General features: G+C 64.5%; 23 protein-coding genes. 13 read left to right on the top strand and 10 right to left on the bottom strand.

The window, feature by feature from the left end; all coding sequences use genetic code 11:
- Positions 1-83 precede the first annotated feature (83 nt).
- Positions 84-1,343 (bottom strand): ABC transporter substrate-binding protein, encoded by a 1,260-nt coding sequence (locus NCR37_RS21515; protein ID WP_250474849.1) that lies wholly within the window; start codon positions 1,341-1,343, stop codon positions 84-86.
- Between the two features lie 272 nt (positions 1,344-1,615).
- Here NCR37_RS21515 and NCR37_RS21510 point away from each other — a divergent pair, with 272 nt between their 5' ends.
- The 7 genes from NCR37_RS21510 to NCR37_RS21480 all read left to right on the top strand — a co-directional run bounded on the left by NCR37_RS21510 (position 1,616) and on the right by NCR37_RS21480 (position 7,870).
- The gene (locus NCR37_RS21510; RefSeq protein WP_250474848.1) at positions 1,616-2,242 is read left to right on the top strand and encodes a glutathione S-transferase family protein; all 627 of its coding nucleotides are present in this window, start codon (positions 1,616-1,618) and stop codon (positions 2,240-2,242) included.
- A 29-nt stretch (positions 2,243-2,271) separates the two neighbouring features.
- Positions 2,272-2,907: a glutathione S-transferase family protein gene (locus NCR37_RS21505; protein WP_250474847.1), complete on the top strand. Its 636-nt coding sequence runs from the start codon at positions 2,272-2,274 to the stop codon at positions 2,905-2,907.
- A 31-nt stretch (positions 2,908-2,938) separates the two neighbouring features.
- Complete coding sequence (locus NCR37_RS21500; RefSeq protein WP_250474846.1) at positions 2,939-4,582, top strand: acyl-CoA synthetase; 1,644 nt, start codon at positions 2,939-2,941, stop codon at positions 4,580-4,582.
- Positions 4,583-4,595: 13 nt separating this feature from the next.
- On the top strand, positions 4,596-5,381 hold the full coding sequence (locus tag NCR37_RS21495; protein WP_250474845.1) for an enoyl-CoA hydratase: 786 nt from the start codon (positions 4,596-4,598) through the stop codon (positions 5,379-5,381).
- Between the two features lie 244 nt (positions 5,382-5,625).
- Positions 5,626-7,020, top strand: coding sequence for an L-lactate MFS transporter (locus NCR37_RS21490; RefSeq protein WP_250474844.1), 1,395 nt, complete (start codon positions 5,626-5,628; stop codon positions 7,018-7,020).
- A 27-nt stretch (positions 7,021-7,047) separates the two neighbouring features.
- Positions 7,048-7,176: an MFS transporter small subunit gene (locus NCR37_RS21485; protein ID WP_159834252.1), complete on the top strand. Its 129-nt coding sequence runs from the start codon at positions 7,048-7,050 to the stop codon at positions 7,174-7,176.
- A 388-nt stretch (positions 7,177-7,564) separates the two neighbouring features.
- Complete coding sequence (locus NCR37_RS21480) at positions 7,565-7,870, top strand: high-potential iron-sulfur protein (RefSeq protein WP_250474843.1); 306 nt, start codon at positions 7,565-7,567, stop codon at positions 7,868-7,870.
- 18 nt (positions 7,871-7,888) lie between these two features.
- Here the strand turns inward: NCR37_RS21480 and NCR37_RS21475 are convergent, their stop codons facing one another.
- Positions 7,889-8,347: a DUF4019 domain-containing protein gene (locus tag NCR37_RS21475; RefSeq protein WP_250474842.1), complete on the bottom strand. Its 459-nt coding sequence runs from the start codon at positions 8,345-8,347 to the stop codon at positions 7,889-7,891.
- 157 nt (positions 8,348-8,504) lie between these two features.
- Between NCR37_RS21475 and NCR37_RS21470 the strand changes: the two genes are divergently transcribed.
- Positions 8,505-9,377 (top strand): endonuclease/exonuclease/phosphatase family protein, encoded by an 873-nt coding sequence (locus NCR37_RS21470; protein WP_250474841.1) that lies wholly within the window; start codon positions 8,505-8,507, stop codon positions 9,375-9,377.
- Here the strand turns inward: NCR37_RS21470 and NCR37_RS21465 are convergent, their stop codons facing one another.
- Both NCR37_RS21465 and NCR37_RS21460 read right to left on the bottom strand, forming a co-directional pair.
- Positions 9,378-10,571 (bottom strand): M20 aminoacylase family protein, encoded by a 1,194-nt coding sequence (locus NCR37_RS21465; RefSeq protein ID WP_250474840.1) that lies wholly within the window; start codon positions 10,569-10,571, stop codon positions 9,378-9,380.
- A gap of 94 nt (positions 10,572-10,665) precedes the next feature.
- Positions 10,666-11,562 carry a LysR substrate-binding domain-containing protein gene (locus tag NCR37_RS21460; protein WP_250474839.1) on the bottom strand — a complete coding sequence of 299 codons (897 nt, stop codon included), beginning with the start codon at positions 11,560-11,562 and terminating at the stop codon, positions 10,666-10,668.
- Positions 11,563-11,791: 229 nt separating this feature from the next.
- Here NCR37_RS21460 and NCR37_RS21455 point away from each other — a divergent pair, with 229 nt between their 5' ends.
- Positions 11,792-13,108 (top strand): MFS transporter, encoded by a 1,317-nt coding sequence (locus NCR37_RS21455; RefSeq protein ID WP_250474838.1) that lies wholly within the window; start codon positions 11,792-11,794, stop codon positions 13,106-13,108.
- Between the two features lie 220 nt (positions 13,109-13,328).
- Here the strand turns inward: NCR37_RS21455 and NCR37_RS21450 are convergent, their stop codons facing one another.
- Entirely contained in the window at positions 13,329-14,015 is a 687-nt protein-coding gene (locus NCR37_RS21450; protein WP_250474837.1) for a nitroreductase, read from the bottom strand.
- A gap of 398 nt (positions 14,016-14,413) precedes the next feature.
- Between NCR37_RS21450 and NCR37_RS21445 the strand changes: the two genes are divergently transcribed.
- From NCR37_RS21445 to NCR37_RS21430, 4 genes are all read left to right on the top strand, one after another.
- Positions 14,414-15,016, top strand: a complete 603-nt coding sequence (locus NCR37_RS21445) for a (2Fe-2S)-binding protein (RefSeq protein ID WP_250474836.1) — start codon at positions 14,414-14,416, stop codon at positions 15,014-15,016.
- A gap of 10 nt (positions 15,017-15,026) precedes the next feature.
- Entirely contained in the window at positions 15,027-16,031 is a 1,005-nt protein-coding gene (locus tag NCR37_RS21440; RefSeq protein WP_284506965.1) for an FAD binding domain-containing protein, read from the top strand.
- A gap of 41 nt (positions 16,032-16,072) precedes the next feature.
- Complete coding sequence (locus tag NCR37_RS21435) at positions 16,073-18,310, top strand: xanthine dehydrogenase family protein molybdopterin-binding subunit (RefSeq protein WP_250474835.1); 2,238 nt, start codon at positions 16,073-16,075, stop codon at positions 18,308-18,310.
- Between the two features lie 189 nt (positions 18,311-18,499).
- Positions 18,500-20,674, top strand: a complete 2,175-nt coding sequence (locus tag NCR37_RS21430) for a malate synthase G (RefSeq protein ID WP_250474834.1) — start codon at positions 18,500-18,502, stop codon at positions 20,672-20,674.
- A gap of 48 nt (positions 20,675-20,722) precedes the next feature.
- Here the strand turns inward: NCR37_RS21430 and NCR37_RS21425 are convergent, their stop codons facing one another.
- The 5 genes from NCR37_RS21425 to gbd form a co-directional block, all read right to left on the bottom strand.
- Positions 20,723-20,908 carry a 4-oxalocrotonate tautomerase gene (locus tag NCR37_RS21425; protein ID WP_175945609.1) on the bottom strand — a complete coding sequence of 62 codons (186 nt, stop codon included), beginning with the start codon at positions 20,906-20,908 and terminating at the stop codon, positions 20,723-20,725.
- 23 nt (positions 20,909-20,931) lie between these two features.
- Positions 20,932-21,708, bottom strand: coding sequence for a class II aldolase/adducin family protein (locus NCR37_RS21420; protein ID WP_250474833.1), 777 nt, complete (start codon positions 21,706-21,708; stop codon positions 20,932-20,934).
- Between the two features lie 420 nt (positions 21,709-22,128).
- A complete protein-coding gene (locus tag NCR37_RS21415; RefSeq protein WP_250474832.1) occupies positions 22,129-23,049 on the bottom strand; it encodes an urea transporter in 921 nt (306 codons plus the stop codon).
- A gap of 140 nt (positions 23,050-23,189) precedes the next feature.
- Positions 23,190-23,393: a hypothetical protein gene (locus tag NCR37_RS21410; protein WP_248324604.1), complete on the bottom strand. Its 204-nt coding sequence runs from the start codon at positions 23,391-23,393 to the stop codon at positions 23,190-23,192.
- 105 nt (positions 23,394-23,498) lie between these two features.
- On the bottom strand, positions 23,499-24,638 hold the full coding sequence (gbd, locus tag NCR37_RS21405; protein WP_250474831.1) for a 4-hydroxybutyrate dehydrogenase: 1,140 nt from the start codon (positions 24,636-24,638) through the stop codon (positions 23,499-23,501).
- Positions 24,639-24,652 lie beyond the last annotated feature (14 nt).

The following is a 24,652-nucleotide window of genomic DNA, read 5'->3' as shown; positions in this document are numbered from 1 at the left end:
CCGGCCTTCGATGTGAACACGCGTATGGATGCGGGCGTTCATCTCATACGAAGCGCCCGCGCGCCCATGCATCCGGCAATGCCCTACTTCGCCGCCTGCTGCACCTTGACGAAAGCCGGGAACTTGACCTTCGCGTTCGCGATGGACGCCGGCCAGATCGCCACCTGCTTGCCGTCCTGCCATTGCAGATTGATGCCGGTGATATAGCCCGGGCCGTACTTCAGCGCATGCGTGAACTGATCGTTCTTGCCGTAGAACTGCCAGCGCCCGATGGTGCCCACGTAGTCCGTCTTTTCGAGCGCATCGACCATCTTGTCGGGATCCGTCGAACCCTGATTGCGATGAATGGCATCCGCGAGGATATAGACGAGGTCGTAACTCGTGAAGCCGTCATACGCCGGCGAAACGCCGAACTTCTTCTGATACGCGTCGACGAACGGCACCGTCTTCGGCGTGACCGCGACGCCCGGCGCCGCCGCCGATGCGGTAATCACACCTTCGGTCGCGCCATTGGTGTCCTTCCAGAAGCTCGTCGTCGTGGCTTGCGAGCTTTGGCCCGTCATCGGAATGGGTACTTGCTGATCGTGCCATTGCACGGTCGGCTGCACGCCGACGTGACTGATGCCGGTCGTGATCGTATCCGGATGCTTCGCCTCGATCTGGTTGAAGATGGGCGTGAAGTCCGACGTATCCGGATTGAAGCGAATGTGGTCCAGCACCTGAAGCCCCGCCTTCGGCAGACACTCCAGATAGCGTTCGTCGAGCGGCTTGGTCCACGCGGCGTCTTCGCTCATCACCACGGTCGTCTTCATCTTGAACTGGCCGACGAGGATATCGTGCGAGAAGTCGCAGATGGATTGCGCGATGAACGCGGAGGTCATCCAGCCGTGGAATGTGTACTTGTAGTGCTCGTAGTCGTCGTGGACGTGCTTCGATATCTCGTTGCTCGCCGCTCCCGGCGTGATGAACGGCATCTTGAGGCGCGCAGACCACGGCTCCATGGCGAGCGCCACTTCGCTGATATAGCTGCCGATGATCGCGACCACCTTGTCCTGATTCGCCGCGCGCTGGAACGCGCGCACGCCGTCGGACGCGGAAGAGTGGTCGTCGTAGGCGACGATCTCGATCTTGCGGCCATCCACGCCGCCGTGCGCGTTGATCTCGTCGGCGGCCATCTGCGCGGACTTGCTGATCGACGCGCCCGCCACCGACGATTCCTCGCTGATCACGCCTATCTTGAGCGGCTCCCCCGCCGCATGAGCCGTCGCGATCAAGCCCAGGCCCGTCATCATGGCGCCGGTCGCCATGAAGCCATGCAGTCGCCACGTCTTGCACCTGGACATGTCTCGTCTCCTTGTCGTCCAGAGCGGCGCTCGAACGCGCTTTCTCTGGCCCATGCAGGAACTGCGCTTTGATCGTTATGGACCGACGTCATCCGGATACGTGCAGCTGTTAAGGATGCGCGCACAACAGTAGCATTCGCTCAATACGCGCTGAATCGGTAGTTACGATAGACACTTCTCGCGCATGTCATGCTGCAAAGCGGCAAAGCACAGCGCGTCATCGTTAGACGCTATGCTTGTCGCTACGAATACTTCGACGGAGGCAATGTCCGATGCTGACCATCTGGGGCCGAGCGAATTCGGTCAACGTGCAGAAGGTGCTGTGGTGTTGCGACGAGTTGGGTCTGGACTACGAGCGCATCGACGCCGGCATGCAGTTCGGCCGTAATCACGAGCCCGGCTATCTGGCGATGAACCCGACGGGCCGCATACCCACGCTCGTCGATGGCGACTTCGTGCTGTGGGAATCGAATTCGATCATCCGCTATCTGGTCATGCAATATGGCAGCGACGATGCGCTCTATCCCGCCGATCCCAAAGTCCGGGCGAGCGTGGACCGCTGGCTCGACTGGACGCTCTCCACGCTTCAGCCCGCCGAACGCCCCGTTTTCTGGGGCTATATTCGAACGCCCGAAGCCAAGCGCCACGTCAAGCAGCTCGAAGCCGATGCCACTGAACTGGAAAAACTCTGGCGCATGATCGATGCGCATCTGAAGGGCCGCGACTCTCTCGAAGGCGGCACCTTCTCGCTGGCCGATCTCGTCATCGCGGCGTATGCGCGGCGCTGGTACGGCATCGCGGAACTCGCGCGGCCGTCGCTGCCCGATCTCGAACGCTGGTACGCACAGCAGTCGGCGCGCGCGGGCTTTCAGCGCTATGTCGCGTCCGAATTGACCTGACTGCGAATCACACCCTGGACCGTACCGCCATGACTATCGAACTGCATACGTGGAACACGCCGAACGGACGCAAGATCAGCGTCGCGCTCGAAGAGACGCAACTGCCCTATACGGTCAGAACCGTGAACATCACCAAGGGCGAACAGCACGCGCCCGACTTTCTGCGCATCAGCCCGAACAATCGCATTCCCGCCATCGTCGATCCGGACGGTCCCGACGGCCAGCCAATCAGCGTGTTCGAATCCGGCGCCATCCTGCTGTATCTCGGCGAGAAGACCGGCAAGTTCCTGCCCGCGAGCCTGCGCGAGCGCGTGCCGGTGCTCGAATGGCTGATGTGGCAGATGGGCGGCTTCGGCCCGATGCCGGGACAGGTGCATCACTTTCGCATGGTCGAAGCGGAAAGCGACCGGCGTTATGGCCTCAAACGCTATTCCGACGAAACGCGCCGGCTGTACGGCGTGCTCGACAAGCGGCTCGGCGAAGTGGAGTACGTCGCGGGCGCGCTGTCCGTAGCCGACTTCGCGATACTCGGCTGGGCGTGGCGGCACGAGCGCCATCAAGTGTCGCTCGACGATTACCCCAACGTGAAGCGTTGGTACGAAGCGCTGTTCGCGCGTGATGGCGTGCAGCGCGGCTTCGAAGTGAAGCTCGACGATCTGGCTTGATAACCGCCGCATCCGCACGAGGACGACGATCATGAACGCCGGCAAATACGACGAAGGCCTTCCCAGGACCGCCGCCAACTTCGCGGCGCTGACGCCGCTCACGTTCATCGAACGCGCGGCATCCGTCTATCCGACGCGGCTCGCGGTCGTGCATGGCGATGTGCGTCGCACATGGGCCGAGACCTACGCGCGCACGCGACGTCTCGCATCGGCGTTGGCTTCGCGCGGCATCGGCTTGGGCGATACGGTGGCGGCCATGCTGCCGAACACGCCCGAGATGGTCGAAGCGCACTTCGGCGTGCCGATGACGGGCGCCGTGCTCAACACGCTCAACACGCGCCTCGATGCCCCGACGCTCGCCTTCATGCTGACGCACGGCGAAGCGAAGGCGGTCATCGTGGATCGCGAGTTCTCGGCGGTCGTGAAGAAGGCGCTCGCGGACGTGCCGCAACCGCTGATCGTGATCGATGTCGATGACCCGCAGTACGCCGGCGAAGGCGAACGCATCGGCGAAACCGACTATGAGACGCTGCTCGCAAGTGGCGACGCGGCGTATGAATGGCTGCCGCCGTCGGACGAGTGGAACGCCATCTGCCTGAACTACACGTCGGGGACCACCGGCAATCCGAAGGGCGTCGTTTATCACCATCGCGGCGCTTACACGAATGCGGTGAGCAATATCCTCGAATGGGACATGCCCAAGCATGCGGTGTATCTCTGGACGTTGCCGATGTTCCATTGCAACGGATGGTGCTTTCCGTGGACGGTGGCCGCGCGCGCGGGCGTCAACGTGTGTCTGCGCAAGATCGACGCCAGGACGATCTTCGATCTGATCCGCAGCGAGCGCGTCACGCATTATTGCGGCGCGCCCATTGTGCAGAACCTGCTCGTCAATGCGCCGGACGACATGAAGGCCGGCATCACGCAGAAGGTTCACGCGATGGTCGCGGGCGCCGCGCCGCCCGCCGCGATGATCGAAGGCATGGAGCGGCTCGGCTTCGAACTGACGCATGTGTACGGTCTCACCGAAGTCTACGGACCCGCGACCGTCTGCGCGCAACAGGCCGAATGGAGCGCGCTCGATATCGGCGAACGCGCGAAGCTCAATGCGCGTCAGGGCGTGCGATACCACTTGCAGGATGCGGTCAGCGTGCGCGATCCGCTGACGATGGAGCCGGTTCCCGCTGACGGCGAAAGCATCGGCGAGATCATGTTTCGCGGCAACATCACGATGAAAGGCTATCTGAAGAACGCGAGCGCGACCGAAGAAGCGTTCCGAGGCGGCTGGTTTCATACCGGCGATCTGGCCGTCGCGTATCCGGACGGCTATGTGCGCATCAAGGATCGCAGCAAGGACATCATCATCTCGGGCGGCGAGAATATATCGAGCATCGAAGTGGAGGACGCGCTTTATCGGCATCCCGCCGTGCTCGCCGTCGCGGTCGTCGCCAAACCGGATGCGCGCTGGGGCGAGACGCCCTGCGCATTCGTCGAACTGAAGGCCGGCGCAGAGGCGAGCGCCGAAGAGTTGATCGCACACTGCAAGACGCTGCTCGCGGGCTTCAAGGTGCCGCGTGCAATCGAGTTCTGCGAGTTGCCGAAAACGTCTACCGGCAAGATTCAGAAGTTCGAACTGCGCAAGCGCGCGGGCTCGGTCGCGGCAATCGACGTTTGATGGAGCCCACGCCATGAGCGATACGGAAACACTCGTCCACGTCGAACACGACGCATATGGCGTAGAAGGCGCGGTGTCGGTCACGATGAACCGCCCGAGTGCGTTCAATGCGCTCTCCGAGTCCATGCTCGATGCATTGGACACCGAACTAAATCGCATCGCTCGATCCGACGCGCGCGTGGTCGTCATCGCGGGCGCGGGGCGCGCGTTCTGCGCGGGCCACGATCTGAAGGAAATGCGCGCAACGCCGTCGCTTTCCTACTATCGCAAGCTTTTCGCACGCTGCTCGCGCATGATGATGACGATTCAGCGCATGCCGCAGCCGGTCATTGCGCGGGTGCATGGCATTGCGACGGCGGCGGGCTGTCAGCTCGTCGCGATGTGCGATCTCGCGGTCGCATCCGACGAAGCGCGCTTCGCGGTATCCGGCGTGAATCTGGGGCTTTTCTGCGCGACGCCGAGCGTGCCGCTCTCGCGCAACGTCTCGCGCAAGGCCGCGTTCGAGATGCTCGTCACCGGCGACTTCATCGATGCGCGGACCGCATGCGAGCGTGGCCTCGTGAATCGCGTCGCGTCGCCGAACGAACTCGATGACGCCGTGCGCGCGCTTGCAGCGAGCATCGCACGCAAGCCGCGCGAAGCCGTCGCGGCGGGCAAGCTGCTTTTCTACCGGCAGCTCGAATCAGGCATCGAAGCCGCGTACGCGCTCGCCGCCGAGACGATGGCCTGCAACATGATGGACGAGTCCGCGCTCGAAGGCACGCAGGCGTTCATCGAGAAGCGACCGCCGCGCTGGTGACGTCTCACGCGTGTCCACATGCGGGTTGGGGCAAACGCTTATGGCGGCCCGGTTCATATTGCAAAGCGCATCGCTCTTGTCTAACGTCATGCGCAGCCGTGACGGAATGTCGCGCCTATATGTCGTTCCATCGCATCTTTTCCGGAACGGACAGTGGTGCGTCGTACCGTGCACAGCCCACGACAAAGTAAAGACGAGCGCGCCACGCTAGATGTCTCGCGACCGGCGCGCCACGGAGACCACGATGAACAGCACCATCAAGCAAGGGGCCGCGCACGGCCCGCATGGCTTCTTTTCCAAGGAAGCGACCATCGCCCGGCCCGGCTTCTCGCGCTGGATGGTCCCGCCCGCGGCGCTCGCCGTGCATCTCTGCATCGGGCAGGCGTATGCGTTCTCCGTCTTCAATGCGCCGTTGACGCGCGTGGTCGGCATCACGCAGTCCGCGCCCGACGATTGGTCGCTCACGACGCTCGGCTGGATCTTCTCGCTCGCCATCGTGTTTCTCGGGTTGTCGGCGGCGTTCGCGGGAAAGTGGCTGGAGAAAGTCGGTCCGCGCCGCACCATGTTTACCGCGGCCTGCTGTTTCGGCGGCGGCTTTCTCGTGTCCGCGCTCGGCGTGTACCTGCATCAGATCGTGCTGCTTTACCTCGGCTATGGCGTGATCGGCGGCATCGGCCTGGGGCTCGGCTATGTGTCGCCCGTATCGACGCTCATTCGCTGGTTTCCCGACCGGCGCGGCATGGCTACAGGCATGGCGATCATGGGCTTCGGCGGCGGCGCGATGATCGCCGCGCCCGGCTCGGTCGCTCTCATGAACTACTTCAAGAGCGCGACGAGCGTGGGCGTGGCTGAGACCTTCGTGGTGCTGGGCGTGCTCTACTTCATCTCGATGACCATCGGCGCGCTGGCAATCCGCATCCCACCCGCGGACTGGAAGCCGGCCGGCTGGACGCCGCCTGCCACTGCGAACAAGATGATCACGAAGAATCACGTGCACATCGATCAGGCGCTCAAGACGCCGCAGTTCTATCTGCTGTGGCTCGTGCTCTTTCTGAACGTGACGGCGGGCATCGGCGTGCTCGGTCAAGCCTCGGTAATGATCCAGGAGAGCTTCAAGTCGTCGATCACGGCGGGCGCGGCGGCCGGCTTCGTCGGCCTCCTGTCGCTCTTCAACATGGGCGGACGCTTCGTGTGGGCGTCGGCGTCGGACTGGATCGGCCGCAAGAACACCTACTTCGTGTTCTTCGCGCTCGGCGCGGTGCTCTACTTTCTCGTGCCGCAGTTCGCGCAGGCCGGCAACATCGCGCTATTCGTGCTCGCGTACGGCGTGATTCTCTCCATGTACGGCGGCGGCTTCGCCACGATTCCGGCTTACCTCGCGGACATGTTCGGCACGGCGTTCGTCGGCGGCATTCACGGGCGTCTATTGACCGCGTGGGCAGCGGCGGGCATCGCGGGTCCGGTGCTCGTGAACTACATCCGCGCCTACGAAGTGGCGCGCGGCGTCCCGAAGTCGGATGCTTACACGATGACGCTGCACATCATGGCGGCGCTGCTCGTGATCGGTTTCGTATGCAACCTTCTCATCAAGCGCGTGGATGAGAGACATCACATGGACACGGCGGCCACGGCCGGCTGAATCAACGAGACCCACAAGGAGACCCGCATGAACGATCGATACGAGGGCGGCTCGTCGAACAAGGCCCTGTTGCTGCTTTTCTGGCTCTACGTGCTGATTCCGCTCGCGTGGGGCATCACCAACACCCTCGCGCAGGCAGTCAAGCTCTTCAAGTAACGCGGCGGTTCGTTGCCGGACGCCGTGTCCCGGCGCCCGGTTTCGCGGCGCGCTTAACGGCCGCGCTGGCTTTGCCGGCTCAGGCTGCGTCGCGCGAGCGCGCTCAGAAGGAGCGCGCCAGCCACGAAATCGAACAGGTACACGCCTGCCATCATCCAGTCTGCTTCAGTCATCGTCGTTCTCCTTCGAAGTTAGGTCGCAGCGGCGCTGCGTTGAGTGTTGTACGTTTGCCGTTCTGGGTGGAATAACGGCAGGCGCGCGCGAAGGTTGAGCGGCGTTGTCGCGACCGGAGAAAAACGATCGCGCGTTCGCGAACCGCGCGTGCGGCGCGGCGCGAGTCGGCGTATCGTGCGAGATGCTTGATCGCCCTTCCTCACTTTCGCTTGCTATGACCACCTCTCGCCGACACTTCCTGATTCTGACGACGGGCGCGGGCGCATCGCTCTGGCTCACGCGAGCCCGCGCCGACGCGCCGCATCTGAGCGAAACCGATCCCGCGGCCATTGCCGTCGGCTACAAGGAAGATGCCGCGAAAGTGGACAAGGCGAAGTACCCGAACTACGCGACGGATCAGGCGTGCGCGAACTGCTCGCTGTTTCAGGGCAAGTCCACCGATGCGTGGGGCGGCTGCACGCTGTTCGGCGCAAAGCTGGTGGCCGGGCGCGGGTGGTGTGCTTCTTATACGAATATGTGAGGGGCGGCTGGCGAACCGTCACCGCACCGAATACCCCACGAACCGCCACACCCTGTCCGGATCCAGCATAAACGTCACCACTTCCCGCGCCGACTGTCGCGCCTGGCTGAACTGCGTATCGAACGAAACGCTCATGAACCAGCCCGCGGGCATGTTGCCGGTGCCGTCGAAATGCAGGTGCTTGACGCCCATCGGCATGCGCATGCCCGGCGTGCCGAGCGCGGCGCGGTCGCGCGTGACCTTGCTCACGAAGTCCTCGCGCGAGATCACTTTTTTCGCGACGGCCGACCCCGCGTCCCACACCTCGCCCGCCTTGTTCTGATCGATCATCTTCACAATGACATCGGCCATTTGCGCGATGTCGTGATCCTGCTTGTCGAGCCCCGCCTGTTGTTCGCGCGTCAGCGAAGGCGCCGGCTGCGCATGCGAGAGCACCGCAAACGACATCAGCGCCAATGCGGCCAACCGCTTGTTCATGCGTGTTTTCATAGTGTGAGGATTGCCTATTGGTTTGCAGCAATTGTAGGTCGCGCTTTTATGAGACAGTCTGAAATTCAGCGTTTCGTCAGGCGTACTGGATGCTGCGGTCACGCGCATCGGGCGAGCCGGATCCATCGTTCGAAGGAGACACGACATGCGACTGGTCGACTGGAACATGCAATGGGGACGCGGCGTGGACGGCCGCGTCGATGTGGCGAGGATCGTCACGGAAGCAAAAGCGCTGTGCGATTTCGACGTGCTCTGCCTGCAGGAAGTCACGCGCGGTTTCCACGAAGGCCAGCAGGCGGGCGGGCTAGCGGGGGGTCCCGGCGCGGATCAATTCGCGGAACTGGCGAGCCTCATGCCGGGCGCGACGGTCATCGAAGGAATCGGCTCGGACTTGCCGCCCGCAGGCTCAGGCACCGCGCGCAGGCAGTTCGGCAACGCCATTGTCAGCCGCTTGCCGGTGCGGCAAGTGCTGCGTCATTCGCTGCCGTGGCCTGCCGATCCGGCGAAGCCGTCGATGCTGCGCGTGGCGCTCGAAGCGGTCATCGAGACGGATGTCGGGCCGCTGCGCGTCATCAGCACGCATCTGGAGTTCTATTCGGAAACGCAGCGTCTCGCGCAGGTCGCGCGGCTGCGTGAGTTGCATCGCGAGGCGTGCGAGCATGCGCGCCGCCCGGCGAAGGCCGAGACGCTCGCGAGCCCGTTTGCCGATACCGCGCGCCCCATGTCGGCGATTGTCTGCGGCGATTTCAACAGCGCCTACGAAGGCGCGGCGTATCGCGCGATGCGGGAGCCGATGTCCGATGCGCCCTCTTTCGTCGATGCCTGGTCTCACGCGCATCCGAACGAGCCGCGCGCCGCGACGGTCGGCCTCTACGATCACGAACAATGGGCGGACGGTCCGTTCGCGTGCGACTTCATCTTCGTGACCGAAGATCTTGCGCCGCGCATCGTGGGTTGCGAGGCGGATCAGCAGAGCCAGTCATCGGACCATCAGCCCATGTGGCTGGAACTACGTTGATCAGCTCCGCGCGAGGTACTTCTCGACGAGCTTGACCCAGTACGTCGATCCGAGCGTCAGGACTTCGTCGTTGAAGTCGTAGCTGCTGTTGTGCAGCATGCACGGGCCGATGCCGTGCCCATGCTCGCGATGCGCGCCCAGTCCGTTGCCGATGTATCCATAGCAACCGGGACGTTCCAGGAGCATGTACGAGAAGTCTTCGGCGCCCATCGTCGGATCGACGTTCGTGTTCACGTGATCCGCGCCCGCGACTTCCTGCATGACGCCGAGCGCGAACTGCGTTTCGGCTTCCGTGTTCACGGTCGGCGGATAGTTGCGCACGAAGTTCACTTCGACCTTGCATCGGTACGCCGCCGCCGTCGCCGTCACGATCTCCTTCATGCGCGTCTCGATCAGGTCGAGCACTTCGACGGAGAACGTGCGCACCGTGCCGGCGAGCGTCGCGGTCGTCGGAATGGCATTCACCGCATGGCCCGCTTCCATCTTGGTGATGGAGAGCACGGCGGCGTCGATGGGCCGCTTGTTGCGCGTGACGATGCTCTGCAAGCCCGTGCCGATCTGCAACGCGGTGAAGACGGGGTCGACGCCATCGTGCGGAATCGCGGCATGCGCGCCCACGCCTTCGATGCGGATCTCGAACTCGTTGCTCGATGCCTGCGTCGCACCCACGCGTGCGCCGAAGTTGCCTGCGGCCATGCCGGGCCAGTTGTGCAGCGCAAACACGGCATCGACGGGGAACTGCTTAAAGAGGCCATCGTCGATCATCGCTTTCGCGCCGCCGCCGCCTTCTTCCGCAGGCTGGAAGATGAAGACCACGGTGCCGTCGAAGTCGCGGTGCTTCGCCAGATAGCGCGCCGCGCCGAGCAGCATCGCGGTGTGGCCGTCGTGCCCGCACGCGTGCATCTTGTTCTCGTGCTTCGACGCGTGCGCGAACGTGTTGAGCTCGGGAATCGGCAAGGCGTCCATGTCCGCGCGCAGGCCGATCGCGCGCTGGCTCGTGCCTTTCCTCAACACGCCGACCACGCCTGTTTTGCCGAGTCCGCGCGTCACTTCGATATCCCAGCTTTCGAGCTTGCTCGCAACGAGATCGGCAGTGCGGGCTTCTTCGTAGCAAAGCTCGGGATGCGCGTGAATGTCGCGGCGAATGGCCTTGAGTTCGTCCTGTGCCTCTGCGATATCGGAAATGATCGGCATGCTGTCCTCTTGCGTCGAATGAAGAATATGGCATTGTCGACGGCCGTAATTCACAGGGAAAGCTGATATTTCTTGTCCGTGACTTAAGCAAAATTCATGGGTTGCACGCGGTGTCTGCGGCGTGCGAGCGCGCGCGAATGCTGTCCTGCACCACGCGCATGACAGCGTGCCGATCATGAATCTTCCGCTCCAGCATGCCGACGACGCGGCGCGGCGTGTTCTTCGCAAGCGGCAGCACGGCGAGCGCGGGATCGCTTGCCCACGAACCGTACTCGAGCAGCGGCACGACCGACACGCCCGCGCCTTGCCGCACGAGTTCGACAATCACTTCCAGCGAATTCAGTTCGAGGAACTCGTTCACCGCGAGCCGGTTGTGCCGCAGCGCGCGGTCGATCAACGCGCCGGTGCGTTGCGCGCGGTCGAAGCGCAGAAACGGCGCGCTCGCGAGCACCTCTGCTGCGCTGGCGCCCTTGCTCGCCGACGAGCCGATAGCGACTAGCGGCTCCGAGTAGAGCGGCGTCCAGCTTAGGCTCGCGGGCGTCTTGCCGGTCATTTCGACGATCACCGCCGCGTCGATTTCGCCGGCTTCCACTTGCGGCGCGAGCGCGAGCGCCTTGCCGGTGAAAAGCCGCACGTCGAGCCGGGGGTACTGGCCTTTCAACTCCGTAACCACCGATGCGAGCGCGCCCATTGCCGAATCCACCGCGCCTATCGACACGGAGCCGGCGATTTCATCGTCGAGGCCGGTGAGACGCATGCTGTCGTACAGCGCGACGATCCGCTCCGCCTGCGGCAAGACCTGCTTGCCGATGCTCGTCAGCCGGTTCGTGCGCCCGACGCGATCGAACAGCGGCCGTTTCAGGTCGTCTTCGAGCGACTGCATCTGCATGCTGACGGCCGCCTGCGTCAGCGCGACTTTCTCGGCGGCGGCGGCGAACGAGCCGTAGCGCGCCACGGCGATGAACGTGCGCAAAAAACGGATGTTGCTCATGGCGATCTCGTGGCGCGCTCGTGGCGATCTCGTTCGGTATTAGGGAAGCACCTGACGTTGTAATCAGGTTTCCTTGAGTGTCAGTTTAGAAATTCTATATTTTCTTATTTCAGCGAAGCGTACTCTTGTGGGGTCGTTTCAGCAGGTTGAAGCGGATGTCGTCGCAACGAAGCCGGGAGCCACCGCGCTTTTACCCCCACACTCGACCCCAAGCCACGGAGTCCACTCGATGAGCACCGTACTACCTGCTTCCCACGCCGCCGGCGAAAACACCGCGGTCAATCTTTCCGGGCGACGCGCCATCGTCGTATCGACCATCGGCAATGCGCTGGAATGGTTCGACTTTATGGTGTACGGCTTCTTCGCGGTCATCATCGCGAAGCTGTATTTTCCGGCGACCAGCCCGACCATCTCGCTGCTCGCCACCTGGGCGACCTTCGGCGTGGGCTTTCTCACGCGGCCGCTCGGCGGCGTGGTGCTCGGCGCGGTGGCCGATCGCGTCGGGCGCAAGTCGGCGCTCACGCTCACCATTTCGCTGATGGCCGTCGGTATCGCGATCATCGCATTTGCGCCGACGTATGCAGCCATCGGCGTGGCCGCGCCGCTTCTGATGCTGCTCGGCCGCCTGATCCAGGGTTTCTCCGCGGGCGGCGAAGTGGGCTGCGCGACGGCGTTCCTCGTCGAATACGCGCCCGCGAACAAGCGCGGTTACTTCGGCAGTTTTCAGATGGTCGCGCAGGCCGCCGCGAGCCTCGCGGGTTCGTTCTTCGGCGCAGTGCTCACGCGCACGCTCAGTCCCGAGCATCTCAGCAGCTGGGGCTGGCGCGTGCCGTTCGTGATCGGCCTGTTGATCGTGCCGGTAGGTCTCTATTTGCGCTCGAAACTGGACGAATCGCCGGTCTTCGTCGAGAAGGCGCAGAAAAACGAACTCAGCGCGAGCCCTATCCGCGATACGGCGACGAAGCATTGGCTGCCCGTGCTGGCCGGCCTGGGGCTGACCGTGTTCGGCACCATCGGCACGTATATCTTTTTGTTATACCTGCCGACGCACGCGACGCGCGTGCTGCACATGGCGCTCACCGACGGCCTCATCAGCTCGACCATCGGCGCGCTGGTCTATCTCGTCTGCTGCCCGGTCTTCGGCAGACTGTCGGATCGTCTCGGGCGCAAGAAGGTGATGGCCACCGCGCTCGCGCTGTCGCTCGTGACCGCCTACCCGATCTTCTCGTTCCTGACCGCGCATCCGAGCCTGCCGACGCTGATCTGCTGCCAGGCGTTGCTCATGGTTTATCTCAGCGCGTATCAGGGCTGCTATCCCGCGTTCATCTCGGAACTGCTGCCGTCCAGCGTCCGCTCGACGGGCATCTCGGTTAGCTACAACGTCGCGGTGATGATCTTCGGCGGCTTTGCGCCGGCTATCGTCCAATGGCTCACGATGACGACGGGCGATCCGCTCGCGATCTGCTATTACGTCATCTTCGGCAGCGCCGTCGCGCTGGTGACGATTCTTCCGCTGCGCGACCGCTACAGCGACGCGCTGCGCTAACGCGCTGCATTGCATTGCTTAAGCCTCGATTAAGGAACGGGTCGTAGTCTGCATTCGACCGACCCACCCCTCCTTCCGGCCGCGCAAGCGGCCTTTTTTTTAGGCCGAGGCAATGCAATTGCTCATGCGTCTTCTCGCCGTGATCGTCGTGCTCGTCATCTTCGTGACGCTAGGCGAACTCGCGCTTTCGCTTCTCGCTCGCGGCATCATGGCCCACTGACTAATCGACGAAACGCAGCACGTTGTGCAGCGGCTCCCGCGCGCTAATCAACTGATTCTCCGGCTGCGACCAGTCCGCATAACCGAGGCTCATGCCGCAGACCACCGTCTCGTTCTCCGGCAGTTTCAGGTGCGCCGCAATGATGCGGTGATAGCGGTTGAACGCCGCCTGCGGACACGTATCGAGGCCGAAGGCGCGCGCCATCAACATCACGTTCTGCAGGAACATGCCGTAGTCGAGCCATGAACCGCGCTCCATCGTGCGATCCGTCGTGAAGATGACGCCCACGGGCGCGCCGAAGAACTCGAAATTGCGCGCCATCTGCGCATGCATGCCTTGCTTGTTTTCGCGTGTCAGGCCGAGCAGCGTATAAAGACCGATGCCGAGCGCGCGGCGGCGCTCGAGATAAGGCGAGGACCACGTGCGCGGATAGTACGGAAACTCTTCTTCGTGCTCGCGGTCGGCATCCGGATCGTTGAACACGTCGAGTATCGCCTGCGACAGCGCCGCTTTGACGTCGCCCGTCAGCACGTACACCTTCCACGGCTGGATGTTGCTGCCCGAAGGCGCGCGGCAGGCGTGCGTGAAGATCGCTTCGAGCGTCGTGCGATCGACAGGATCGGGCAAGAACGCGCGGATCGAACGGCGCGTGGCGATGGCATCGGTGACGGAAAGGCTTTCGTTCATCGGGCGGAATCGGGCGGAAATAGGCAGTAGTGAAGGCAGTGAAGCGACACTGCGAACGCTACCATCCCCGGTACAGAGATGCAGTCTGCCGCGAGCCGAGATCAAAGTACCCGGCGCACGAATCGTGAAAGATCCGCTGCGTCTGCCTATACTGACTGAGTGTCGCCTCGTATCACACCGAAAGCCGGAACGGTCCTGACGCCTTCATGCGCAAACCCGTTTCGCGCCGCATCTCCGCACTGGCGGGCGCTCGCCGCGCCCCGCATGTGTCGCCGCTTCTTCGTCTTTTTCAGTCTGGACGCTTCCTGCCGCTTTACTGCCGCAAGTCGCGCCACTGCCCGCAACCATTTGCATGGGGCCGGACGCGCCGCCGCGCCGGTCGAAAAGGAGAATGCTCGATGCAACACCCCGTCCCTCAATCGAACGCCACGCGCATCATGCCGCGCACGCCGCCTGGCGTTCCTGAAACAGAGTCCGCGACGCACGCCGCGCCGGCCGAAGTGCTCACGCCGCCATCGACCAAGACAAGCGATGCGAGCGCCAGCGTCACGCTTACCGTGAACGGCCGCAGCATGACGCTGTCGCTCGATCCGCGCACGACGCTGCTCGACGCATTGCGCGAGCATCTGCATCTGACCGGCACGAAAAAAGGCTGCGATCACGGGCAATGCGGCGCATGCACGGTGCATGTCAACGGCCGCCGCGTGAACTCGTGTCTGTGCCTCGCTGCCGCGCACGACGGCGACGCGATCACCACCATCGAAGGCATCGGCGAAGTGGAAGCGCTGCATCCGCTACAGGCGGCCTTCGTCGAATGCGACGGCTATCAGTGCGGCTACTGCACCGCCGGCCAGTTGATGTCGGCGGTCGCGCTGCTGGACGAACCCATCGGCCCGGACGACGAAGCCGTGCGCGAAGCCATGAGCGGCAATCTGTGCCGTTGCGGCGCCTATCAGAACATCGTCGCGGCGATTCAGTCCGTGCGCGGCAACAAGGGCTGAGGAGCGCGCCATGGAAATGTTCCAGCTTTCCCGCGCGCGCGACCTGCCTGACGCCATCCACACGGGCGCGACGGCGCATACCGCGCAGCAAGGCGCGGAAGTGCGATTTCTCGCGGGCGGCACGACGCTCATCGACCTGATGAAGCTCAACGTCGAGCAGCCCGCGCGCATCGTCGACATCAGCCGTTTGCCGCTCGACAAGATCGAAGCGACGGACGACGGCGGCGTGCGCATCGGCGCGACCTCGCGCAATTCGGATCTCGCGCATCATCCGCTGATACGCGAGCGTTATACGGTGCTTTCGCAGGCGGTGCTGTCGGGCGCGTCCGTTCAGCTACGCAACATGGCGACGACCGGCGGCAACCTGTTGCAGCGCACGCGCTGCGTCTATTTCCGCGATACCGCGTCGCCCTGCAACAAGCGCGAGCCGGGCACGGGCTGCGCAGCCATCGGCGGCTTCAACCGCACGCAGGCGATTCTCGGCACGAGCGAAGCGTGCATCGCGAGCAATCCGTCGGACATGAATGTGGCGCTCGCCGCGCTGGAAGCGACGGTTCACGTCGAAGGCGCGCGAGGCCAACGCGCGATCGCATTCGACGACTTCCATCTGCTGCCCGGTTCGACGCCCGATCGCGAGACCGTGCTCGAACCCGGCGATCTCATCACGCACGTGACGCTGCCGCCGCCGGTCGCGGGCACACGTTCGCTGTATCTGAAGCTGCGCGACCGCGCTTCGTACGAATTCGCGCTGGCCTCTGCCGCCATTGTCATCGGCGTGAGCGACGGACGCATCGCGCATGTTCGCGTCGGCTTGGGCGGCGTCGCGACGAAGCCCTGGCGCGCGCGCGAAGCCGAAAACGAACTGCTGAACGCCGCGCCCGACGAAGCGGCCTTCCGCCGCGCCGCCGACGCCGCGCTCGCCGACGCGAAGCCGCAAAGCGGCAACGCCTTCAAGGTGGAGCTGGCGAAGCGCTGCATCGTGCATGCGCTGAAGCTCGCCACGCAAGCATCCTGAATCCGTCTGAACCCGTCTGAACCTGATGGAGGAACCGACCCATGTCCACTGCGCCAGACATTCAGCCGTCACCGAACGGCGTCATCGGACGGCCGCAGTCGCGCATCGACGGACCGCTCAAGGTCTGCGGCCGCGCGACTTACACATCCGATGTCGATCTGCCCGGCATGCTGTACGCCGTGCCGGTCTGTAGCACCATCGCGAGCGGCAGGATCACGTCGCTAGAATTCGCCGCCGCCGAAGCGATGCCGGGCGTGAAGCTCGTTCTGCATCGCGGCAATATCGGGCGTCTGTATCGCATCCCCGGCAACTCGTTCGAGAACGGTTATGTCGATGAACAGCGCCCGCCGTTCGAAGACGACGTCATTCGTTATTACGGGCAATACGTCGCGTGCGTGATCGCGGTCACGTTCGAAGCCGCGAGCGCGGCGGCCGCTGCGATCAAGGTCGGCTACGAAGTCGCGCCGCACGATGTCAGCGCCGCGCTGACACCCGACAAGGCGCCCAAGGTCGCGAGCGAACGCGGCGATCCGGACGGCGCGTTCGCCAGCGCGCCGGTGAAGATCGACGAGACGTATGTCACGCCCGTCGAGACGCATAATCCGATCGAGCTGCATTCGACCATTGCGCAATGGGACGGCGAGAGCTACACGTTTTACGAGACGAGTCAGGCGGTGTCCAACCATCGCGGGACGCTCGTGCAGATGCTCGGCGTGCCGAAAGAGAAGGTGCGCGTGATCTCGCGCTATCTCGGCTCGGGCTTCGGCGGCAAGTTGTGGATGTGGCCGCATTCGCTGCTCGCCGCCGCCGCGACGCGTCTGACCGGCCGGCCGGTGAAGCTCGTCGTGAGCCGCAAGATGATGTTCCAGAACGTCGGGCATCGTCCGGTGACGCAGCAGCGCGTGCGGCTCGCGGCGACGCAGGATGGCAAGCTCGTGTCCTTGCAGCACGACTTCCTGAATCACAGCGCGCTCGCCGACGACTACACCGAAGACTGCGGCGAAGCCACGCCGCACATGTACAGCACGGCGAATCTGCGCGTGACGGGCGGCACGGTCAAGCGCCACGTCGGCTCGCCCACGTCGATGCGCGGCCCGGGCGCGGTGCCCGGCCTTTACGCGCTGGAATCCGCGATAGACGAGCTCGCCATTGCGCTGAAGATGGACCCGGTCGAATTGCGCCTGCGCAACGAACCTTCTCTCGATGAAAGCAGCGGCTTGCCGTTTTCGTCGCGGCATCTCGTCGAATGTCTGAAGACGGGCGCGGAACGCTTCGGCTGGTCGCAGCGCACGCCGGAAGTCGGCTCGATGAAGCGCGACGGACTCACGCTCGGCTGGGGCGTCGGCGCGTGCAGCTGGCCGGGGCTGCGCTTCTCGGCGGAAGCGAGCGTCGATCTTCGCGCGGACGGAACGGCGCGCGTCGTGTGCGGCACGCAGGACATCGGCACGGGCACGTACACGATCCTCGCTCAGCTCGTCGCGGAGCAGACCGGCATCGCGCTCGACAGAATCGAAGTCGGCCTCGGCGACACCGCGTTGCCGCTCGGCCCGATCTCCGGCGGATCGGCGGCGACGGCATCGGTGATTCCCGCCGTGATGGACGCAACGCGCGCCGCCGTCGAGATGGTGCTCTCGCGGGCAGCGGCGGCGGAGGGCTCGCCGTTCGCGGGCGCGAAGGCGGACGAACTCGCGTTCAGCCACGCGCGGGTGCATCGCAAGAACGAAGCGCCGGAGAACGGCGTGCCGTTTCCGCGCATTCTGGAGGCGGCGCGCATGCACGCGGCGTCGGGCAGCGCGAGCGCGAAAGGCGGCTTCGACGATCCGCTCAAGAAGGAGTGGTCTATTCACTCGTACGGCGCGCATTTCGCGGAAGTGACGTGGGAGCCGGAGACGGCGCGGCTGCGCGTGAGCCGCGTGGTCACCGTGATAGACGGCGGCAAGATTCTCAATCCGCGTGCCGCGCGCAATCAGGTGGAAGGCGCAGTGGTGATGGGCGTCGGCATGGCGCTTTTCGAGCACACGGTCTACGACGAGCGCAGCGGCGCGCCGGTCAACAACAATCTGGCCGATTACGTGGTCGCGACGCATGCGGACACGCCCCGCCTCGATGTGACTTTCCTCGACCATCCCGATACGGTGTTCAACGAACTCGGCGCGCGGGGTATCGCGGAGATCGGGCTTGCGGGCATCGCGGCGGCCATCACCGGAGCGGTCTACCACGCGACCGGCGTGCGGGTCAGGAAACTGCCGGTCATGATCGAGGATCTGCTCGGCGCGTAGTCATCCCCCGGCCCGGTCGCGCATTGCCCGCGACGGGCCGGACTGATCCAACATTTCTCTTCGACAGCCTAATGCCGCCCGCGCAGGCACATCGCTTGCGCGCGGTCAAGATTCGATCCCGCCCTCGATCCGCGCTACCATAAGCCACCCCGCCCCCATTCTTTTAAGCAGCAATCAGCCGGAGTGCCCATGAACGACATGATTCAACAGCACGGCCTGAAGGTCGCATCGAGCCTCGCCAAGTTCGTCGAAGAAGAAGCGATTCCCGGCACGGGCGTCGATGCCGCAGCCTTCTGGCAAGGGTTCGATGCACTCGTGCACGACCTCGCGCCGAAGAACCGCGCGTTGCTCGCCGAACGGGACCGCATGCAGAGCGAACTCGACAACTGGCACCGCAGCAATCCCGGCCCGGTGCGCGATCTGCGCGCGTATCGCAAGTTCCTGGAGGAGATCGGCTATATCGTTCCCGCGCCCGCGCATGTGCGCGCGACCACGGCGAACGTGGACCGCGAGATTGCCGAGCAGGCCGGCCCGCAGCTCGTCGTGCCGCTGTCGAATCTGCGCTATGCGCTCAACGCCGCGAACGCGCGCTGGGGCAGCCTGTACGACGCGCTTTACGGCACCGACGCCATAGACGAAAGCGACGGCGCCGAGCGCACCGCCGAGTTCAACCCGAAGCGCGGCGCGAAAGTCATCGCCTACGCGCGCGCGTTCCTCGACGACAACGCGCCGCTCGCGCACGGCTCGCACGCCGACGCCACGAAGTACAGCGTCGAGCGCGGCCAACTGGTCGTGACCTTGCGTGATGGCAAGAGCAGCCTCGCGAATCCGGAACAGTTCGCGGGTTTTCAGGGCGATGCGAGCGCGCCGCACGCCGTGCTGCTCAAGCACAACGACCTGCATATCGAGATTCAGATCGACGCGAACGACTCCATCGGCAAGACCGACGCGGCGCACGTCAAGGACCTGCTGATCGAAGCGGCCGTGAGCACGATCATCGACTGCGAAGATTCGGTCGCGGCCGTGGATGCCGCCGACAAGACGCAGCTCTACCGCAACTGGCTCGGCTTGATGAAGGGCCAACTGTCGGAGCAGGTCACGAAGAACGGCAAGACCTTCACGCGCAGCCTGAACCCGGACCGCCAATACACCGCGCCGAACGGCTCCACGCTCAAGCTGCATGGCCGCTCGCTGCTTTTCATTCGCAATGTCGGGCATCTGATGACGAACCCCGCCGTGCTGGATCGCGACGGCAACGAAGTGCCCGAAGGCATCCTCGATGCGGTGATGACGACGCTCGGCGCCATGCACGATCTCAAGAACAAGATCAACTCGCGCACCGGCTCCATCTATATCGTGAAGCCGAAGATGCACGGGCCTGCCGAAGTGGCGTTTTCGGACGAGCTCTTCACACGCGTGGAAGATCTGCTCGGCCTGCCGCGTCACACCATCAAGATGGGCATCATGGACGAGGAGCGGCGCACCAGCGTCAACCTCAAGGCGTGTATCGCGGCGGCGAGCGCGCGCGTCGCGTTCATCAACACGGGCTTTCTGGACCGCACCGGCGACGAGATGCATTCGTCGATGGAAGCCGGCCCGATGATGCGCAAGGGCGACATGAAGTCGTCGGCGTGGATCAGCGCGTACGAGCGCAACAACGTGCTCGTCGGCCTGAACGCCGGCTTGCGCGGGCGCGCGCAGATCGGCAAGGGCATGTGGGCCATGCCGGACCTGATGCACGCGATGCTCGAACAGAAGATCGCGCATCCGAAAGCCGGCGCGAACACCGCGTGGGTGCCGTCGCCCACCGCCGCGACGCTGCACGCGCTGCATTACCATCAAGTCGATGTGCAGCAGGTTCAGCAGGAGATGGAAAGCATCGACTACGAAAGCGTGAAGAACGGGCTTCTCGACGGACTCCTGACCATTCCGGTCGTCGAGAATCCGTCGTGGACGGAAGACGATATCCGCAACGAGATCGAGAACAACGCGCAAGGCATTCTCGGCTACGTGGTGCGCTGGATCGATCAGGGCGTCGGCTGCTCGAAGGTGCCGGACATTCATGATGTCGGCCTGATGGAAGATCGCGCGACGCTGCGCATTTCGAGCCAGCACATCGCGAACTGGCTGCGGCACGGCATCGTCACGGAGGAGCAGGTGCGCCAGACGCTGGAGCGCATGGCCGCCGTCGTCGACAAGCAGAACGACGCCGATCCGTACTATCGTCCGATGGCGCCCGCGTTCGACAGCTCGTACGCGTTCAAGGCCGCGTGCGCGCTGGTGTTCGAAGGCCGCACGCAGCCGAACGGCTACACGGAACCGCTCTTGCACAAGTTCCGGCTGGCCGCGAAAGAGACGCAGTAGTCTTCGCGTGAACGCAGCAGCGCGATGCTGCTGCGTTCTTCTTGCGGCCTATTGGTCCGACCACAGCTTGCCGGCCGTCGCCCAGTTCTCGCGCTTCACGTCGGTCAGGATGATGTCCACCGATCCCGGCTCGCAGCCGAGCGTTTCGCACGTGGTTCGCGTGATCGCCTCGACGAACTTGCGCTTTTCTTCCACCGTGCGGCCTTCGAAAAGCTGGATGTTGAAAGTCGGCATTGCTTCGCTCTCCTCTTGAATAGTCAATGGCGGTAAGACGGATCGATGCGGTCGATCTTGCGCAAGAGCGCGGGCCATTCGAGCGCGCCTTCTATGGCGTCGTCGTCATGCAGCTGCGCCGCGGTGCGTGCCACGACGTCGGGCGTCGGCACGATCATCTTGCCGACACCGGCCAGCGCGCGCAATTGAATGTCGCAGGCTTTCACGAGCGTGTCCATGAGCACATAGGCTTCCGCGATGGTGCGCCCGAGCGTGAGCGGGCCGTGATTTCGCAACAGCATCGCGCGATGCCCGCCGAGGCTCGCGACGAGCCGCTCGCCTTCGGCCGGCGAGAACGCGAGGCCCTCGTAATCGTGATACGCGAGATGGCCGTGAAAGCGCATCGCGTGCTGCGACGCCGGCAGCAGACCATGCGGTTGCGCCGATACGGCGATGACTTCGCGCACATGCAGATGCATCACGCACGCGGCGTCGGCTCGCGCGGCATGCACGGCGGCGTGTAGCGCGAAGCCGGTGGCGTTGACACTGTGCGCGCTTTCGCCGATCACGTTGCCTTCTATGTCGATCTTCACGAGATTGGACGCGGTGACCTCATCGAACGCGAGCCCGAACGGATTGATCAGAAAGCGCCCCGGCTCGCCCGGCACGCTCGCGGAAATGTGCGTATAGACGACGTCATCCCAGCCGTTTAGCGCGACGAGCCGATACGCGGCGGCCAACTCGACGCGCGTGGCCGCTTCGGCGGCGGAACGCGGCGCGTTGTCGTCGATACGGCGCTCAGGGGTGTGAGTGAATGACATAGGGGTCTCCTGTGAGCCAGAATCGGCGCTTCAGCGCCTTATCTGGCCCGATGCAGAGCGGTCGGGCAGATTGGGCGCTCTTGCGCTTGCTTTCGCTTCATGCAGAGCGGCTGGCCAGAGCTCGCGGTTTAGCGCCCTACTCTTGCCCCATGCAGAGTGATTCGCCACAGTTGGCGCTTCGCGCCGCACCGTGGCTCTGCGCGAACCTGTCGGCAAGCATTGGCGCGTTAGCGCTTTGCTCTGGCCGGGTGCAAAACTGCCGGTCCGCGCTGGCGCTTCGCGCCGCACCGCGGCTCCACGCAAAGCTGTCGGCAAGAACCTAGCGCGTTAGCGCCTTACCCTGGCCAATGCCTGACTCTTTAGCCCGACCGTACTCGAGTTCGATGCGAAGCCACCAGCCGCGTCGGCGCGCCACCGTAATCAAGGCTCGACGGCTGACTCCGGCCTTGAATGAAGCACGTTGTTCCGCGACGCCGCTTCCAGCCTGCGCGCGAGCGCAATCACCGCCCACGACGCCAGCACGAACGGCGCGGTCAGTGCAGCGATGCCGGCGCTATCCGCGATGCGCTCGATCACCACCGCAACCGCAATGCCGATGAACGCATGCCGCGCACCGAGCGGCGCGGCAGCCAGCGCCACCAGCGCCGCGTTGAAGCCGCAGGCGCCCGACAGCAGCACGGCGTCGTTCGCGCCGCCCAGGCCGTGCAGCGCCGCGCCCAACGCGCTGCCCGTGAGCGCCCAGCCCGCGCGCGCGGGCCGCGCGGCCAGGAGTCCCACGGCGATCAATCCGCCCGCGAGCGCCCCGGATGCAAACACGATGGGCGCGAGTCCCGCGAAAGCGGCCTCGATCAGTGCGTCGAGACTCTTGGCGACGGGCCCCAGCGCGCCGACTTCGCCCCGGTCGGCCAGAAGCGGCATCCAGCACCAGGTGACGATGATCGCCGGGCTCGACAGAATCGGCAAGTTCCAGCGCGACAGGCCGCGCGCGAGCGTGCCCGCGAGCATCGTCGCAAAGACGGCGGCGAGGATCGCGACGGCCGCCGCCTGCGACGTGTCCCGAATGAAGGTGAAGGCGGCCAGCGCCGCGAGCGCGCCGTTGAAACCGTAGAGGTCGTCGCGCACGGCGGGCGAATCGGCAGGTTCGGCGATGAGCGTCACGACCTTCCCCGCGAGCGCGCCAATCAGCAAGCCGCAGGCAAGGCGCGGGCTCGCGCAGAGCACGCCCGCCAACACGAGCGCGCCGGTTGCGGCGTTCCGCTGGAGGATAATCTGCCCGATGCTGCGTGCGAAGCTGAAGAGGGTTCCGCCGAGAAGGGCATCGGAACGAAGAACGGTGGACATGCGCGGCGGCTGCGTTGAACGGAAGCAGCCAGCATAGGACAAGCGGCGCGCGCCGTGCGACGGCGGACCGAATAGCGGGTATGCGGGAGGGGAATGCTTGAGCCCGCCGCTTCGGAAGCGGCGGGCAGCTGCGAGGCCGCTTAGTTGAAAGCCATCGGCATCAGGGTCGAGCCGTCGACCGTGGCGGTCGCGTAATTCAGCTCTGAACTCTTCTGGACGAATTCCGTGACGTTTTCGCGGAAGTTGGGGTGCTCTTCCCAGGTGATGTAGCTGGCATCGACGACTGCGGACAGCGTGAGCAACGTAAAAGCGATCTTTTCGAGAATGATATAGCGGTGGCGCATGGCGTTTCTTCCTGAATTTGCACGCTATTGTAACAGAGCCTAGGGGTTTTCCCTAGTTCTCTGTTGCAATGCCGCAAATCCGCCATTCGCCGCTTCGGACACGCGTTACATCGACGCTTCCAGCATGGCGGCGTAGTCGTCGCTTGTCGCCTCGCGCGGGTTCGTCTTGTGGCTGTGATCCTTCATCGCGCCGGCGATGATGTGCGGGAACAGGTCGCGCGTGACGCCCAGTTCCGCCAAACCGCGCGGCAGGCCGAGCGTAGCGGTCATCGCCCGGATCGCGTCGCCGACTTCGTCGCCGGATGCCAGACCCATCGCCTGCGCGATGCGGTCGAGCTTGCCTTCTTCCTGCATCGACGGCGCGCTGCGGTTGAACGCGATCACCGCCGGCAAGAAGATAGCGTTCAGCGTGCCGTGGTGCAGCTTCGGATTGATGCCGCCGAGCGAATGACTCAGGCTATGGACGCAGCCGAGGCCCTTCTGGAACGCGAGCGCGCCCTGCATCGACGCGCTCATCATGTTCCAGCGCGCGGCGCGGTCGGAGCCGTCGCGCGTCGCCCGCTCGATGTATCGCCATGCGCGCCACAGGCCGTCGAGCGCGATGCCGTCGGCGGGCGCGTTGAACGCCGGCGCCATGAACGTTTCGAGGCAATGCGCGATGGCGTCCATGCCGGTCGCGGCGGTGAGCATCGGCGGCAGGCCGAGCGTCAGCTCGGGATCGCAGATGGCGACTTTCGGCACCACATGCGGCGAGATCACGCCGACCTTGCGGCCGTCATCCAGAATGAGGATCGCGCCGCGACCCACTTCGCTGCCCGTTCCCGCCGTCGTGGGAATGGCGATGACCGGCGCGGTCGCCGCCGTGATGCGCGCTAGCCCGCCCTCGATCACGGCGAAGCTCTGCAGCGGTCCTTCATGCGTCGCGCAGACCGCGACGCCCTTCGCCAGATCGATCGACGAGCCGCCGCCTGCCGCGATCACGCCATCGCACCCGTTCGAGCGATACAGCTCGACCGCCGCGCGCACGGCGGCTTCGTTGGGATTCGGCGGCGTCGCGTCGAACACCGGCGCGTCGAACGTGGGACCGAGCGCATCCACGATCTTGTCGAGCAGGCCCGCAGCGCGAATACCTGCATCCGTCACGATGAGCGGACGTCGGATACCGATACGTTCGCACTCGCCGGCAAGGAGGCGCACGGCGTTGAAGTCGAACTGGATCTGCGTGATGTAATTGATGAGCGGCATGGCGAGATGAGGAA

Source organism: Caballeronia sp. GAFFF1 (assembly GCF_023630705.1).
Classification (GTDB): domain Bacteria; phylum Pseudomonadota; class Gammaproteobacteria; order Burkholderiales; family Burkholderiaceae; genus Caballeronia.
Note: the sequence above shows the minus strand (reverse complement) of the source record. Positions and strands in the feature narration are given on the sequence as shown.